At 45.1% G+C, this 14,759-nt stretch carries 12 protein-coding genes; 9 read left to right on the top strand and 3 right to left on the bottom strand.

The window, feature by feature from the left end; all coding sequences use genetic code 11:
* The first annotated feature begins 607 nt into the window (after positions 1-607).
* The 4 genes from arcA (at position 608) to OC443_RS16535 (ending at position 4,953) form a co-directional block, all read left to right on the top strand.
* Positions 608-1,828, top strand: a complete 1,221-nt coding sequence (gene arcA / locus OC443_RS16550) for an arginine deiminase (protein ID WP_073583209.1) — start codon at positions 608-610, stop codon at positions 1,826-1,828.
* 75 nt (positions 1,829-1,903) lie between these two features.
* Positions 1,904-2,815, top strand: coding sequence for a carbamate kinase (arcC, locus tag OC443_RS16545; RefSeq protein ID WP_073583207.1), 912 nt, complete (start codon positions 1,904-1,906; stop codon positions 2,813-2,815).
* 109 nt (positions 2,816-2,924) lie between these two features.
* Complete coding sequence (gene argF, locus OC443_RS16540) at positions 2,925-3,929, top strand: ornithine carbamoyltransferase (RefSeq protein ID WP_073583205.1); 1,005 nt, start codon at positions 2,925-2,927, stop codon at positions 3,927-3,929.
* 538 nt (positions 3,930-4,467) lie between these two features.
* A complete protein-coding gene (locus tag OC443_RS16535; protein WP_073583255.1) occupies positions 4,468-4,953 on the top strand; it encodes an arginine repressor in 486 nt (161 codons plus the stop codon).
* Positions 4,954-5,060: 107 nt separating this feature from the next.
* Here the strand turns inward: OC443_RS16535 and pdxR are convergent, their stop codons facing one another.
* The 3 genes from pdxR to OC443_RS16520 all read right to left on the bottom strand — a co-directional run bounded on the left by pdxR (position 5,061) and on the right by OC443_RS16520 (position 9,983).
* Positions 5,061-6,860 (bottom strand): MocR-like pyridoxine biosynthesis transcription factor PdxR, encoded by a 1,800-nt coding sequence (gene pdxR / locus OC443_RS16530; RefSeq protein ID WP_073583201.1) that lies wholly within the window; start codon positions 6,858-6,860, stop codon positions 5,061-5,063.
* A gap of 201 nt (positions 6,861-7,061) precedes the next feature.
* A complete protein-coding gene (gene gabT / locus OC443_RS16525) occupies positions 7,062-8,339 on the bottom strand; it encodes a 4-aminobutyrate--2-oxoglutarate transaminase (RefSeq protein WP_073583199.1) in 1,278 nt (425 codons plus the stop codon).
* Positions 8,340-8,555: 216 nt separating this feature from the next.
* Positions 8,556-9,983, bottom strand: a complete 1,428-nt coding sequence (locus OC443_RS16520) for an NAD-dependent succinate-semialdehyde dehydrogenase (RefSeq protein ID WP_073583197.1) — start codon at positions 9,981-9,983, stop codon at positions 8,556-8,558.
* Between the two features lie 234 nt (positions 9,984-10,217).
* Between OC443_RS16520 and OC443_RS16515 the strand changes: the two genes are divergently transcribed.
* The 5 genes from OC443_RS16515 to OC443_RS16495 all read left to right on the top strand — a co-directional run bounded on the left by OC443_RS16515 (position 10,218) and on the right by OC443_RS16495 (position 14,705).
* Positions 10,218-11,234 (top strand): TRAP transporter substrate-binding protein, encoded by a 1,017-nt coding sequence (locus OC443_RS16515; protein ID WP_073583195.1) that lies wholly within the window; start codon positions 10,218-10,220, stop codon positions 11,232-11,234.
* A gap of 56 nt (positions 11,235-11,290) precedes the next feature.
* Complete coding sequence (locus OC443_RS16510) at positions 11,291-11,911, top strand: TRAP transporter small permease subunit (RefSeq protein WP_073583253.1); 621 nt, start codon at positions 11,291-11,293, stop codon at positions 11,909-11,911.
* The gene (locus tag OC443_RS16505; RefSeq protein WP_073583193.1) at positions 11,901-13,223 is read left to right on the top strand and encodes a TRAP transporter large permease; all 1,323 of its coding nucleotides are present in this window, start codon (positions 11,901-11,903) and stop codon (positions 13,221-13,223) included. Before OC443_RS16510 ends, OC443_RS16505 begins: the two co-directional genes overlap by 11 nt.
* Before the next feature lie 108 nt (positions 13,224-13,331).
* Positions 13,332-14,210 (top strand): mechanosensitive ion channel domain-containing protein, encoded by an 879-nt coding sequence (locus tag OC443_RS16500; RefSeq protein WP_073583191.1) that lies wholly within the window; start codon positions 13,332-13,334, stop codon positions 14,208-14,210.
* 363 nt (positions 14,211-14,573) lie between these two features.
* Entirely contained in the window at positions 14,574-14,705 is a 132-nt protein-coding gene (locus tag OC443_RS16495; RefSeq protein WP_262021688.1) for a hypothetical protein, read from the top strand.
* Positions 14,706-14,759 lie beyond the last annotated feature (54 nt).

Below are 14,759 nucleotides of genomic sequence, written 5' to 3'. Positions count from 1 at the left end.
TGATCCTGATCAAAAACCAATAGTGGTGATGAAATTTTGAACTGAATATTTAACTAAAATATATGAATATTTTATATTTACCGCCTTTGACGCTCAAAAATACCAAGACTCTGCTCTTCAACAATCGCTGATTTTATCGTCAATATTTGTGTTTCCAATTCTTTCATTGATGCTTTCTTTGAGTGATCAAGATCAATTATTTGTGAGAAAGTATTGTTAACCAGGTGTGAAATATCATGAGTAATTTACTTAGGTATTCATTGTGAATGCATAAAAAAATTAAATATAAAGCTCAGGGAAACAATGCATAAATTTCTTTGTCAATAAAATAAATTGATGAGTGAGAAGTGATTATAAAATGATTTAAGCATTAATTTCCATTGAGTCTGATATTTTATTCATCATTATTGTTAAATAGGGTTGTGAATTTATTTTGTTAAACAATGCTGTTTTTTATTCATATATTTGTTCAGTTTAATTGTGATGGTGGTCTAAGATAATCTGATATTTACGACTAGTATGAATGGTGAAATAAATAGCAGGGTGCATATAAAAATATTATTACTTTGTATGTTTTAATCAGAGAGTTAATAAGAGAGGATTAATTATGAGTCGTTTATATGTAGGATCTGAAATAGGTCAGTTACGCCGGGTATTAGTCCATCGCCCGAAACGGGCACTGACTCATTTAACGCCATCGAACTGTCATGATCTTCTTTTTGATGATGTGCTTGCGGTGCAAAGGGCCGGTGAAGAGCATGACACATTTACCCGGACGCTATCAGATCAAGGCGTTGAAGTACTCTTTCTGACAGAGCTGCTGGCTGAAACGCTGGATATACCTGAAGCCAAAGCGTGGCTGCTCAATACACAGGTTTCTGATCATCGTTTCGGGGCGACTTTTGCGAATGATTTACGCTGTTATCTGAATGACTTACCTCACCTGAAGTTATCAAAAATTCTGACCGGTGGGCTGCCCGCCAGTGAAGTGCCATTTCAGTCATCTTCTATATTGCAGTCCATGTATAAGCCGACGGATTTTATTATTGAGCCTTTGCCAAACCATTTGTTTACCCGTGATACCTCATGCTGGGTTTATGGTGGCGTGTCGATCAATCCGATGGCGAAAGTGGCCCGACAAAGGGAAACCAACCATTTGAGAGCGATTTATCGCTGGCATCCGGATTTTGCCGGTTGCGACTTCATTAAATATTTTGGTGATGAACAACAGCATTATGATCGCTCAACCATTGAAGGTGGCGATGTGCTGGTGATTGGTCGTGGGGCTGTCCTGATTGGGATGTCCGAACGCACCACATCTCAGGGCGTGGAACATTTGGCATCTTCCCTGTTTCAAAGCGGACAGGCAAAGCAGGTGATTGCACTTGAGCTGCCGAAAGATCGTTCCTGCATGCATCTGGATACGGTAATGACGCATGTCCGTGAAGATACTTTCTCTGTTTACCCAAATGTAATTCCGGATGATGTGGCCTGCTGGTCGCTGACCGGAGATGAATCCGGTCATGTCAGCGCAAAACAAGAGTCGACTTACATTCATGCGATAGAGAAAGCTTTAGGTGTGGATAAACTGAATATGATCACCACTGGTGGCGATAGTTTTGAAGCCGAACGTGAGCAGTGGAATGACGCCAATAATGTGTTGACGATCCGGCCGGGCGTTGTGATCGGATACGAGCGGAATACCTATACCAATGAAAAATATGACAAAGCCGGCATTACTGTATTGCCAATACCGGGAGATGAACTGGGCCGCGGGCGGGGTGGTGCCCGGTGTATGAGTTGTCCTGTTGAACGGGATGGAATTTAACTGAGAGATCTCAGTGGCCGGATTGATTCTGGTGCTGAATCCCGACTAATTTGATTATCAACAGAGAAATTGACTATGACTAAGAAAACAGTTGTCGTTGCATTGGGCGGAAACGCTCTGCTTCGTCGTGGCGAGCCTCTGGAGGCTGATATTCAACGCCATAATATAGAAACAGCGGTCAGAACCATTGCAGAAATTGCCCGTGAATATAACGTTGTTCTGGTTCACGGCAACGGGCCTCAGGTCGGTTTACTGGCGCTGCAGGGCATGGAATATAAAGCCGTCAACCCTTACCCGCTGGATGTTCTGGGCAGTGAAACGCAGGGGATGATTGGTTACATGCTGATGCAGGAGTTTAAAAATACGATGCCTGACAGCCAGGTTTCCTGTTTGCTGACGCAAATGACGGTAGATCCGGCAGATCCTGCATTTTCGAACCCGACAAAGCCGATTGGGCCAGTTTACAGCAGAGAGGAAGCGATCGAACTGGCTGAGAAATATCGCTGGACAGTGAAGCCGGACGGACAGTATTTTCGCCGGGTTGTTCCCAGCCCGTTGCCGACAGGAATTGTTGAAGCAGAAGCGATCACCCGGCTGATCAGTGAAGGCCATCTTGTGATTTGTACCGGCGGTGGTGGCATTCCGGTGAAATATGAAAACGGTAAGCTGGTAGGCGTTGAAGCTGTGATTGATAAAGATATGTCAGCGGCTTTTCTGGCCAGACAAATCGGTGCCGATGCACTGCTGATTCTGACAGATGCGGATGGTGTGTATCTGGACTGGGGGACGCCGGCACAGACACGATTGCAGGCAACAACGCCCGGAGAGCTCAAACATTATCAGTTTGATGCCGGTTCGATGGGGCCCAAAATAGAAGCGTCCTGCGAATTCATTCATCAGGGTGGCAAGATTGTCGGAATTGGAGCTTTAAAAGATGGGCTGAAGATTCTGGAAGGAACTGCCGGCACCTGCATTAGTCACAATTAATTTTATTTGAATCACCTTCTTATGGATGGCGCTTTCGTGGGAGATGAAGGTCTTTCACCGGGCAGACTATTGCCATTTGTAAGCATGATATAACCAGAGGATTGATGTCATGGCTTTTAATTTACGTAACCGTAATTTTCTGAAACTTTTAGATTTTTCTTCCCGCGAGATTCAACACTTTCTGGATTTGGCGATTGAACTGAAAAAAGCCAAATACAATGGGTATGAACAGCCCCGGCTGACTGGTAAAAATGTTGCCCTGATTTTTGAAAAAACGTCAACCAGAACCCGATGTGCATTCGAGGTTGCAGCATTTGATCAGGGTGCTCAGGTCTCCTATCTGGCTCCTGCTGGTTCCCAGATTGGTCATAAAGAATCAATGAAAGATACAGCCCGGGTGCTGGGTCGTATGTATGATGGGATCGAATATCGCGGTTTTGGTCAGGATATTGTTGAAGAACTGGGTGCATATGCCGGGGTTCCTGTCTGGAATGGACTGACCAATGAATTTCACCCGACTCAGATACTGGCTGATTTTATGACGATGCTGGAGCACAGCCGCGGAAAACAGCTACATGAAATTTCATTTGCTTATCTTGGGGATGCCCGGAATAACATGGGAAACTCTCTGATGGTCGGTGCGGCCAAAATGGGGATGGATATCCGGCTGGTCGCACCGAAACAATTCTGGCCGGAGGAGAGTCTGGTCGCCACCTGCCGGGAAATCGCACAGAAAACCGGCGGAAAAATTACACTCACCGAAGCGGTTAGTGAAGGGGTTCGGGGCTGCGACTTCCTCTACACCGATGTGTGGGTTTCGATGGGAGAATCTCAGCAAGCGTGGGATGAGCGGGTAAAACTGATGACGCCTTATCAGGTGAATATGGATATGATCCGGGCGACCGGTAATCCCCATGTAAAATTTATGCACTGCTTACCGGCTTTTCATAATGATGAAACTACAGTCGGGAAAGAAGTGGCTGAAAAATACGGTATGTCAGGCCTGGAAGTGACTGAGGATGTATTTGAATCTGATTATTCGATTGTATTTGATGAAGCAGAGAACCGGATGCATACCATTAAAGCTGTGATGGTGGCGACATTAGGAGATTAAAGCCGGTGAAGAACAAACCCGAGTGCCGGGTTTGTTCACTGACACTTCAGGCTTGCTGAAAATGGTGGGATTGCAGTTGCAAAAGTTCAGCCGGTTATGATGTAAACATAAAAGTGAATAATTATTTAAAATTAAACTGAAATGGTGTTTTGATTCGATTTTTTATCAATATTCTTTATTTTTATTTGATAATGTGTTCAAAAGTAATTTTTTAAACTACCAATGATGTCGGTGCTGTTAGATAATATTTCAAACAACCTGAAGCAGCGTGGTTCAGCAGCCTGAACACGGTCACAGCGGGTTGTTTGCGGATACAACGGGGTTGCTGTCAGTCTGGAGCCGGTAAACTTTGATGGATGAATATTGGGTGTTTTAAATAGATTTGATTGCAGGGCATAAAGCCTGAACAGAAGCAGCCGGCTTGCTTCGGATACTGATGGTATGACGTGTTTTTTATGCATATGAATATATCCGGCATCTGAGCATCATGCTCAGATTATCCCCGGATTATAACGCTGAACTGAAAAAGGGGGAGCCTGTGAAGAGGCAAATAGTTCAGGAAGAAAACTTAGGCAGAGAAGACTCACTATTATCTGTTTGTAAGCGGTTACTACAACAACAAAGCTTTTCTAATCAAGGTGAGCTGAGAGAAAAACTGGAAGAACTCGGGTACTCTGGGATCAGTCAGTCAACCGTTTCCCGCCTGTTACTTCAGTTGGGCGTGGTCAAAGTGAAGAATGCGTGCGGTAAAAAAGTGTACTGTATTACAGTCGAAACAGCACCTGTGAGTGTCAAGTCATCCATTGCTTCTCAAATTGAATTTATTACGCATAATCAGTCAATGGTTGTCGTCAAAACCTATCCTGGAAGTGCGCAGCTGGTGGCTCGTCTGGTCGACTCAGACCCGCACCGGGAAATCCTGGGAACGGTTGGCGGAAATGATACCGTGATTATCATTCCGCGGGACATTGAAGCAATCGATCATTGTGAAAATATCGTCAAACAGCGGCTGGGAGTTGAATAATACGTTTGCTGGTGATTGATTCAGCGCTCGGCCATTGCTTATTCAGATGGCCGCATTTCTGCTGTACTTCAATCACCATCAGTTTGCTGAAAAACTGTCACCGGAGATCAGCTGACCCTGGAACTATCACCAATCAGCTGCGCTTCTCCGATAAAATAACCATCTTCATCAAATCTCTTGATTTCATTTTTCTCTAAAACAATCGTTATTTTACGGATATCAGCAAACTGCCAGTTTCTCCATTGATAGAAGAATTTATCTTTTTCCACCCACCAGTAGCCTTCATCGATATCATTTGGCCGATCTGAAATGCCGGTCATCTTTCCGTCCGCCTGAAAAGTGATTCGGTAGGGAATATTAAAGCAATCTTTTGTCAGCATCACCTTGTTCGTCAGTAATTGCCGGATTTCCTGGCTGCGCAACGGAGATTCTGAACATTGAGACAGATGCTCAATCGGCATGATCTGTTTTGCGATTTGTGAGAGCAGCGCTACACCTTCGCGGATACGTTCGGTTCTGATCGACTGAAAACTGAGCCGGAAACTGTTGGTTTTTTTATCAGAGAAGTAATATCTGGCGCCGTTATTAATCAGGATACCTTTTTGCTCAGCCAGCTTTTCAAACTGTTCTGCATTAAAGCCCTGTTTGTAGTTAATCCAGAAAGCTGTTCCGGCAAGGGAAGGAATCACACCGGATTGCGGAAAATAATAGTTTAGTGCTTTTTCCATCGTCAGCCATTTTTCACGGTAGCGTTTCAGCATTTTTTGCGCCAGCGAATCATAATGTCCCAGGCTCAAAAACAGCGCTAAAGTCTGACAGTTGTTTTTGGGCGGGCAACTGTGAGTCCGGAACTGCAGCGCCTTAATCTGTGTGATTAATGGTTCTGGTGCAACGATATACCCGATACGCAGGCCGGGAGCCAGGGTTGAAGTAAAGCTGGAGATGTAGATGATTCGATCACTCGGATATTCACTTTTCATTGCCGGACAGGCATCTTCGATAAAGTTGATATCGTGTTCAAAGTCATCCTCAATGATCAGAAAATCATGCGCTTCAGCCATATCAATCAGTTTTTTTCGCCGGTCAGGAGATAACCGGACGGTCGTTGGAAACTGGTTACTCGGCGTGGTGTATACCAGCTGGCAGGGTGCCAGCTGTTCATCTACGATAAGCCCTTTATGATCGACTTCTATGGGTAAGACTTTGGCCTGTCTGGCCTGAAACTGGTGGAGTGCTTCCGGATAACCGGGATTTTCGATCCCGACGGTTGTCTGGTCCGAAATTAAGAGTTTGGATAAATAGTATAAACTGTTCTGACAGCCCAGAGTGACCGCTATCTGGTTTTGATCGACAAAAATACCCCGCTTGGGTAACACCCGGGTACGAACCTGTTCTATCAGCGCATCACTACCGGCATTGACTGAAGTCCATGTCCTGTGGTTGCTCTTATTCAGTGACTGAATACTGCATTTACGCCATTCCGACACCGGGAATAAATCTTCATCAACCACGCCGCTGACAAACAGATACGGATAACGATCTAAGTCGCGGGCAATTCGCTCGGATACTGTATTTTCTGTGATTAAATATCTGCTCCAGTCCAGTTGCTGGATTTGGGTGTATTTTTCGGGCTGGGCTGATTTGATTGCCGGTAGTTCCAGTCCCTGATTAATAAAGTAACCTTTCCGTTCAAGAGAGACTAAAATACCGTCTTCGGTGAGTTGTTCATAAACACGTAAAATTGTATTTCGGGAAACCTGAAGCTCTTTTGCCAGACGACGGGAAGAAACCAGCGCTTTGTCTTTGGGAATGAATCCATCAAAAATAGCTTTTGCTATGCTGCTTTTTATTTGATCCTGAAGGGTTCTGTCATCCAGTGGATCAATGTGAATGTATTGGCTTAGCATACGGCTATACTCCTGCTGTGTTTCACCACCGTAATATCGAAACTATCATTAGTTCAATGTCTGTTTCAATGACTGTTTGAGGTCATGCTGTCGCCCGGATACTGGATTATTCAGGAAAGAAAGCGAAGATACAATGCTTGAGGGGATGCTGTATCTTCGCTTTAAGTACACCAGAGAAAGATTGATTTCTTTGGTGTTTGTTTAGTTTGTCAGTAATTTCTGCAATTCAGTTTTCACGATTTCAAGCCCTTCAGCAATTAATTCAGGCTCAATAGTGAGTGGTGGCAGAAAACGGATGACATTGCCTTTCACGCCACAAGACAACAAAATGACACCCGCATGATTACTTTTAACAACCAGTTGTTTGGTTAAATCAGCCAAAGGTGCGCCTGTTGCCGGATCATTGAATTCGATCGCAATCATTGCACCAACCTGGCGAATATCACCAATTTGGGGAATTTCCTGTTGCATTGCAGTGAGCTGTTCTTTGAACTGAGCGCCAACCAGCTGTGCTTTTTCACACAGGTTTTCCTGCCCGATAATGTTTAATACTTCCAGTGCGGCAGTACATGCCAGAGGAGAACCCGCATAAGTACCACCAACACCGCCCGGGTTTGCTGCATCCATTACTTCTGCTTTTCCGACAACGCCGGAAATCGGGAAGCCGCCACCCAATCCTTTCGCCATGGTTACAATATCTGGTTCCACATCGAAGTATTCACAAGCAAACATTTTGCCAGTTCTTGCAAAACCGGTCTGAATCTCATCGCAGATCATGACGATGCCATGCTGATCACAGATTTCACGTAATTGACTCACCCAGGATGAAGGAGCCTGATAGAAACCGCCTTCGCCCTGAATGGGTTCAAAGATGATTGCTGCAATCCGGCCGGGTTCAATATCACAGGCGAACAGGTCAAACAGTGCATTGATGCTCTCTTCTTCAGTGACACCGTGATATGTGTTCGGGAACGGCAGGTGATAAATTTCATTCGGGAAAGGTCCGAAGCCTGCTTTATAAGGTGCAACTTTACCTGTCAGACCCATACACATATTGGTCCGGCCATGAAATCCGCCTTTAAAAGCAACGATACCGGAACGGCCGGTGTATGCTCTGGCAATCTTGACCGCGTTTTCAACCGCTTCTGCCCCTGTGGTCAGGAAAGCCGCTTTGGTTTCACCAGGCATTGGTGCATGTTCAACGACCTTTTCAGCCAGCTCAACGAAGCTGCCATAAGGAGTAACCATTGAACAGGTATGACTGAAATTCTCCAGTTGTTTTTGCACGGCAGCAACGATCTGTGGATGCGAATGGCCCGTATTATTCACTGCAATTCCGGCAGCAAAATCAATATATGTATTGCCTTCAATATCGGTGATTTGTGCATTTTTAGCTGATGCGGCATAAATAGGAGCAAGGTTCGCCATGCCTTTTGCGACAACTTTTTCCTTGCGTGCCTGCCATTCCATATTCGTCATATATTCATTCCTTCACAAAATCTGTGTATACCCATTCCATCTGATTATGTGGCAGTTACAGCGCATAACTTCTGATGACTCAGGGTATAGCGTTCAATTGAAACAATCGTAACATGGTGATGATCGCGATTATTTCGGTTTATATACCCAACCAATCAGAATCATATATTTCGGTTTGTTTGGGTATATCAGTTGTTTACTTCAAATCAATGCTGCTTAAAACCCGCCGAAGCAGAGATATTTCACATTCAGATATTCATCAATGCCTTGTTTGGCACCTTCCCGGCCAAATCCGGACTGTTTGACACCGCCAAACGGCGCCACTTCATTGGAAATAATGCCTTCATTGATGCCGACCATGCCATATTCCAGTTTCTCAGCGATCCGGAATGCCCGGTGCAGGTTGCCGGTGTAAAAATAGCTGGCAAGTCCATAAATGGTGTCATTGGCTTTTTCGACCAGTTCAGCATCATTGTCGAACCGGATAACCGGTGCTATCGGGCCAAACAGCTCAGTCTGCACGATTTCCATATCCTGTGTCACGTCAGCCAGAATCGTTGGTTCTACAAACAAGCCTTCCAGTGAGCGTCCGCCTGAAATAACTCTGGCACCTTGCTCTACGGCTTCAGTGATGTAACCCATCACACTGTTTTTGGCTTTAATATCAATCAACGGACCGATGCTGACGCCCGCTTCCAGCCCATTTCCGACTTTTAGTTCGGCAACGGCTTTAGCCAGCTTTTCAACAAATTCGTCATACACTGCATCCTGAACATAAAAGCGGTTGGCACAGACACAGGTTTGACCGGCATTACGGAATTTTGAGGCGATTGCGCCTTTTACCGCTTCATCGATATCGGCGTCTTCAAATACGATGAATGGTGCATTACCGCCCAGCTCCATCGATGTACGTTTGATAGTATCCGCGCATTGCTTGATGAGATGACTGCCGACCTGAGTTGAGCCGGTGAAAGAGAGTTTCCGGATGTCATCGTTTTGGCAGAAAATATCGCCAACAGCGACCGATGAATGATTGTTGACCACAATCAGCAGATCTTTGGGCAGGCCCGCTTCATAAGCCAGCTCTGCCATCGCATAGGCTGAAAGTGGCGTTTGATTGGCCGGTTTGACGATAAAGCTACATCCTGCAGCCAAAGCCGGCGCAGCTTTACGGGTGATCATCGCAATCGGGAAATTCCATGGTGTGATCGCAGCTGCGACACCGACGGGCTGTTTAATGGTCATCAAACGTTTCCCGGATGCCGGTGTTGGAATGGTTTCACCGTAAGTTCTTTTTCCTTCTTCGGCAAACCATTGAATGAAAGAGGCGCCGTAAAGGACTTCTCCTTTTGCTTCTGCCAGTGGTTTTCCCTGCTCAAGGGTCATGATTCTGGCCAGATCATCACTGTTTGCAATCACCAGGTCATACCATTTACGCAAAATGGCACATCGCTCAGCAGCGGTTTTTTCCTGCCAGATAAGTTGTGCCTGTTTTGATTTTTCAATCAGTACATTAATTTCAGCAACCGGCACAGAGGGGATGTAAGTCAGGATCTCATCTGTTGCCGGGTTCAGCACTGCAATTGCATCTTCACTGGAAGCACATGTTACGTTGAGTAAATTCTTATTAACAATTTGGTCCATCACTGTGTCTCACTTGTTAGCTGTTATAAGGATGTTAAAACTAAAGTCAGTGGTTTCCGAAGTACCAGATAAATTAATTGTGTGGTACCAGTTACCAATTTGATGTCGAATTGTTAATGGCTGGTACCATACGAAATATCTGTCTGGTTCTATCGCTTTTCATTGAGTTTCTTCATATTGAGTTGGTAAACAAATCAGTAACAAACTAGTAACGACACAGGAAGAGGAATTTCTATGTTTGGAGTAAAGGGAAAGACACTGGCAAAAAGATTACTGGCTGTCACGCTGGGAGTCAGTGCGCTGGTGAGTTCCGCTGCCGGTTTTGCAGCAGAATATAACTGGCGTTTTGCGAACCTTTATGGTCGGGGAACAGCATTTGGCGCAGTGTATGAAGATTTAGCAAAGCAAATTGAGACGATGTCTGGTGGCCGTATCGCTGTACAGGTACTGTATTCCGGTGAAGGCGTAGGAACCAGTGGTATTCTGAATGCGGTTAAATCTGGTTTAATCACAATGGGCGCGCCTTTCCAGCCAATGCATGCGGGTGAATTTCCTGCAGGTGTGGTTGAAGTGGGTTTACCCGGCGGAACATCTGACGTGGGTGAACTGATGACATTATTCCACGAGCGCGGTTTTGGCGATGTCATGAAAAAAGCTTATGCCTCTCAGGGATTAGTTTCTCTTGAACCTTATATTCAGCCACCGGTTTATATCATTACTAAAAAACCAATTAATTCAATTGCTGACTTTAAAGGCATGAAGATTCGTGCGCCGGGCGCTTACGGTAAGTTCCTGCGTAACTTAGGTGCATCACCTGTTTCTCTGGCATGGAGTGAAATCTATACCTCACTGGCAACAGGGGTCATTGATGGATCCATTGGTTCTAACATGATCGACCACCGTGACGGTAACCACGTCGAAGTGGCTAAATATATGTATCCATTACCAATTGCTGGTGCCCAGGTTCTGCCGATTGTGGTGAACCGCAGAGCATGGAACAAGCTGCCGGATGATTTGAAAGCGATTGTAAAAGGTGCCACGGCGGTGCATGCCATCGAGCAGGTCACCAAGTCTAAGCTGTGGGAATCACAGGCGGTTGCTGAAATGGAAGCAAAAGGTCTGAAGTGGAGTAAGACGCCATCTGAAGCAGACAAAAAAGCCTGGAAGCAAGCTGGTTTGACGCTTGCGCAGGAATATGCGAAAGAGAATCCATACTCGAAACAACTCGTAGAGATTCTTGAAAAGCAGTAAACATGGAAATGTCAGGGTGAAGCATTGTGCTCACCCTGATTGGTTTAGGAGTTTATATGATTACATCAATTTTAAGAGGATATTGTCAGTTAATCAGATATGTTGTCAGACTTGTCGGGCGTTCCGTTGCTTATCTGCTTCCTGTTCTGGCAGGTATTGTGGCTTACGAAGTTTTTGCCCGTTATATCCTGGATAAACCCACTATCTGGGGCTACGACTCTTCTCTGTTTCTGTTCGGATATATCGCTGCACTTGGCGGGGCGTATGCCCAGCAAAAAGAAGCACACATCAATGTAGATATTGTTCATGGCAAAGTTTCTGAGAAAGTTCGTCGCCTGTTTGATGTGATTACCGCAATCCTGGCCATCGGATTCCTGGTTGTGATGGCAAAAATGTGTTTCGGCATGTTCCTCGAAAGTATGGAATTTCACTATAAGACCCAGAGCGAATGGGCACCACCAATGAATCATTTCTGGCTGATGATTACTATCTCTGCTGTGATTTTTATCGCACAGTATTCAACAGAGTTAATTCAAAACGTTTTTTGGTTTGTCGTTGGCAGAGAGTTATTGGGTGAGCATTGTGACCTCAGTGATCTGAGTGAACAACCTTTCAGAGTCGATAGTAACCAGATTGAAAAGCCCGCTTTTGACAAGGAGAGTCCTGATGGGAATTGAGATGTTAACCGTAGTCCTGCTGGCCTGTATTCTGACTGCATTTGCTTTGGGCGCGCAGGTTGGCCTGGCATTAGGCGGGATCGCGATGGGTGTCGGCTATGTGACCTGGGGAGACTCAATGTTTAATATTGTGCCGACCACTGTCGAAAGTACCTTTTTTAACTTTATTCTTTTGGCGATTCCGCTGTATATCTATATGGGACAGATTCTGACCCGTTCCGGTATCGGTGATGCGATGTTTAATGCCAGTCAGCTGGCAATCGGGCGGCTGCGGGGATCGCTGGCGATCAGTGTGATTGGGGTATGTTCGATGATTGGAGCGATGGTGGGTATCATCGGTGCCGGTATCATGACTTCAAGCAGTATCGCCCTGAAACCGATGCTGGATCGTGGCTACGATAAAAAGCTGGCACTGGGCGTGATTATGGCGGGTGGCTCCCTTGGCATTCTGATTCCGCCGAGTATTCCGATGATCATGTTTGCCTCTTCGACTCAAAATTCTGTAGGTAAAATGTTTTTAGGTGCAATGGTTCCTGCATTGATCACCATTGTACTGCTGATCACCTATGTCATTATCTCCTGTAAGCTGAATCCGGAGCGTGCGCCGCTGGATTCGGATAATGATATTGAAATACCGAAAGGATACGAACTGTTTAAAACTATCCGGGATGGCGCCTCATCTCTGGCACTGATTGTGGTTGTTCTGGGCAGTATTATTGCAGGTATTGCGACTCCGACTGAATCTGGTGCTTTAGGGGTTGTGGGTGCGATTATTCTGGCGATTCTGTTTAAACGCTTTAAGCCGGAAATGCTGCGTAAAGCCGGGATGCAGACTTCTATTCTCGTCAGTGTTGCCATGTGGATTATTCTTGGTGCTTCTGTATTCAGTAACTTCCACCTATTGATGGGTATTCAGGGCATGGTTGCCGGATTTACCAAAGGGCTGGATTTGCCACCGATAGTGATCATTATGATGTTCCAGGTCATCATGCTGTTCCTTGGATTCATCATCGACGAATTTATTATCGTGCTGATGTGTGCGCCGATTTTTACTCCGGTTGCGGTATCTCTGGGTTATGACCCAATCTGGTTTGGCGTACTGATGATTCTGAATATAGTGATTGCGGTTCAGACACCACCATACGGATTTGCGCTGTTCTATCTGAAAGGGATTGCGCCGAAGGGAGTGACCATGATGGATCTGTACAAATCGGTGATTCCGTTTATTTCGGTTCAGTTCATTGTTTTGGTTATCTGTATGGTTTTCCCTGATTTGGTCACATGGTTACCTAATCTGGTCATGAATAGTTAGCGTAGAACCGTTTGAGTCAGTTAATGATTGAGTAAAGTTGAGATAGGGCTAAAATCAGACAGTAATCTTCATAGTACTGTAGTCTTCAAAAATAAAAGGAGAAGATAAATGGCCACAGACTCAATCACTGACACTGCTGCGGCAAAAACAGTGGAAAACCTGTCTCAGATGAACCACTGGCTGACAGATAATTCGGACCTGCTGGTTCAGTATGGTGTGAATATCTTATCAGCGGTCCTGATTCTGTTTATTGGTAACCTGTTCGTTAAACTTATTGCGGGCAGTGTTTCCAGAGTTCTGAAGAAAAAGGCCATGGATAACGCGGTAATCGAGTTTATTCATGGTTTAATTCGCTACCTGTTGTTCATCATTGTATTAATTGCCGCGTTAAGCCGGGTTGGGGTACAAACCGCTTCTGTCGTTGCTGTGATTGGTGCCGCCGGTCTTGCAGTTGGTCTGGCTTTACAGGGGTCTCTATCAAACTTTGCAGCCGGTATTTTGATTGTCGCATTCCGGCCATTTAAATCAGGTGATTTTGTTGAAGTGTCAGGTGTTTCCGGCGCAGTAGAAAGTATCCAGATTTTTCAGACTGTCCTGAAAACACCGGATAACAAAATGGTTGTGGTGCCAAACTCCGGTGTGATTGGTGGTCCGATTACCAACTATTCCCGCCATGCGACCCGGCGGATTGATTTTGTCGTTGGTGTTTCCTATACCGCTGATTTGCAGAAAACCAAACAAATACTCAAAGAAACCATGGCACGTGATGAGCGGGTACTGAAAACACCTGAAGTCACCGTTGGTGTGGTTGAGCTGGCCGATTCTTCCGTGAATTTTGTGGTTCGCCCATGGGTGAAAACAGAAGATTACTGGGGCGCTTATTTTGATTTGACGCAGGCGATGAAAGAAGCTTTAGATGCCCATGGTATTGAAATACCGTTCCCGCAAATGGATGTTCATCTTGACCCGGTGAATACCGTTGGCTGAATTTAGATTAGCTTCATACGATTGTAACTGATGACTTAAGAAAAGCGGTGATTCTTCATCGCTTTTTTTTGTGTCTGTTTTCATCATGATTCGGCACCATATGTTTTCGTTATCCGGGGGCTGAGCAAGGTTTATCAGCACATAATTTATCAGACTAAAGTTGCAAATTGAATGTTATTTGAACAGTTTGATACAATGATAGCCTTGAAGTCATGATTCGTTTTTTGAGAAGTCCCTGCCGTTGCAGCTACAGTTACTTTATTGGTTCCGGATATACACCCAAACAACCTGAAACCTGCATCTTCAGGTTGCCTGGATATAAGTAAAGAAATATCAACAGGATGGGGATTGAGGTGTCATTGTATGATCAATCACTTTCTGGTGAGACTAACCATTGGTTCTCTGGCTATACTGGGAATCAAAATCAGCGCGCTGTACTTTTTACTCCTGGTCATATTACTGAATACGCATCATAAAGAGTTTTTTGGCTGGTAAGTCATTCAGACTTAGGTCGTATGACTCAAACAAGCTTTATCATCAGTTTACCCG

Origin of the sequence: Vibrio quintilis, from assembly GCF_024529975.1 — a bacterium.
GTDB classification, from domain to species: Bacteria; Pseudomonadota; Gammaproteobacteria; order Enterobacterales; family Vibrionaceae; genus Vibrio; species Vibrio quintilis.
The sequence above is the reverse complement of the archived record's forward strand: the minus strand, read 5'-3'. Positions and strand labels throughout refer to the sequence as shown.

Coding starts and splice junctions, on each gene's coding strand:
- argF (WP_073583205.1), top strand. CDS start 2,925: ATGGCTTTTAATTTACGTAACCGTAATTTTCTGAAACTTTTAGATTTT.
- pdxR (WP_073583201.1), bottom strand. CDS start 6,860: ATGCTAAGCCAATACATTCACATTGATCCACTGGATGACAGAACCCTT.
- OC443_RS16505 (WP_073583193.1), top strand. CDS start 11,901: ATGGGAATTGAGATGTTAACCGTAGTCCTGCTGGCCTGTATTCTGACT.
- arcA (WP_073583209.1), top strand. CDS start 608: ATGAGTCGTTTATATGTAGGATCTGAAATAGGTCAGTTACGCCGGGTA.
- OC443_RS16515 (WP_073583195.1), top strand. CDS start 10,218: ATGTTTGGAGTAAAGGGAAAGACACTGGCAAAAAGATTACTGGCTGTC.
- gabT (WP_073583199.1), bottom strand. CDS start 8,339: ATGACGAATATGGAATGGCAGGCACGCAAGGAAAAAGTTGTCGCAAAA.
- OC443_RS16500 (WP_073583191.1), top strand. CDS start 13,332: ATGGCCACAGACTCAATCACTGACACTGCTGCGGCAAAAACAGTGGAA.
- arcC (WP_073583207.1), top strand. CDS start 1,904: ATGACTAAGAAAACAGTTGTCGTTGCATTGGGCGGAAACGCTCTGCTT.
- OC443_RS16510 (WP_073583253.1), top strand. CDS start 11,291: ATGATTACATCAATTTTAAGAGGATATTGTCAGTTAATCAGATATGTT.
- OC443_RS16495 (WP_262021688.1), top strand. CDS start 14,574: ATGATCAATCACTTTCTGGTGAGACTAACCATTGGTTCTCTGGCTATA.
- OC443_RS16520 (WP_073583197.1), bottom strand. CDS start 9,983: ATGGACCAAATTGTTAATAAGAATTTACTCAACGTAACATGTGCTTCC.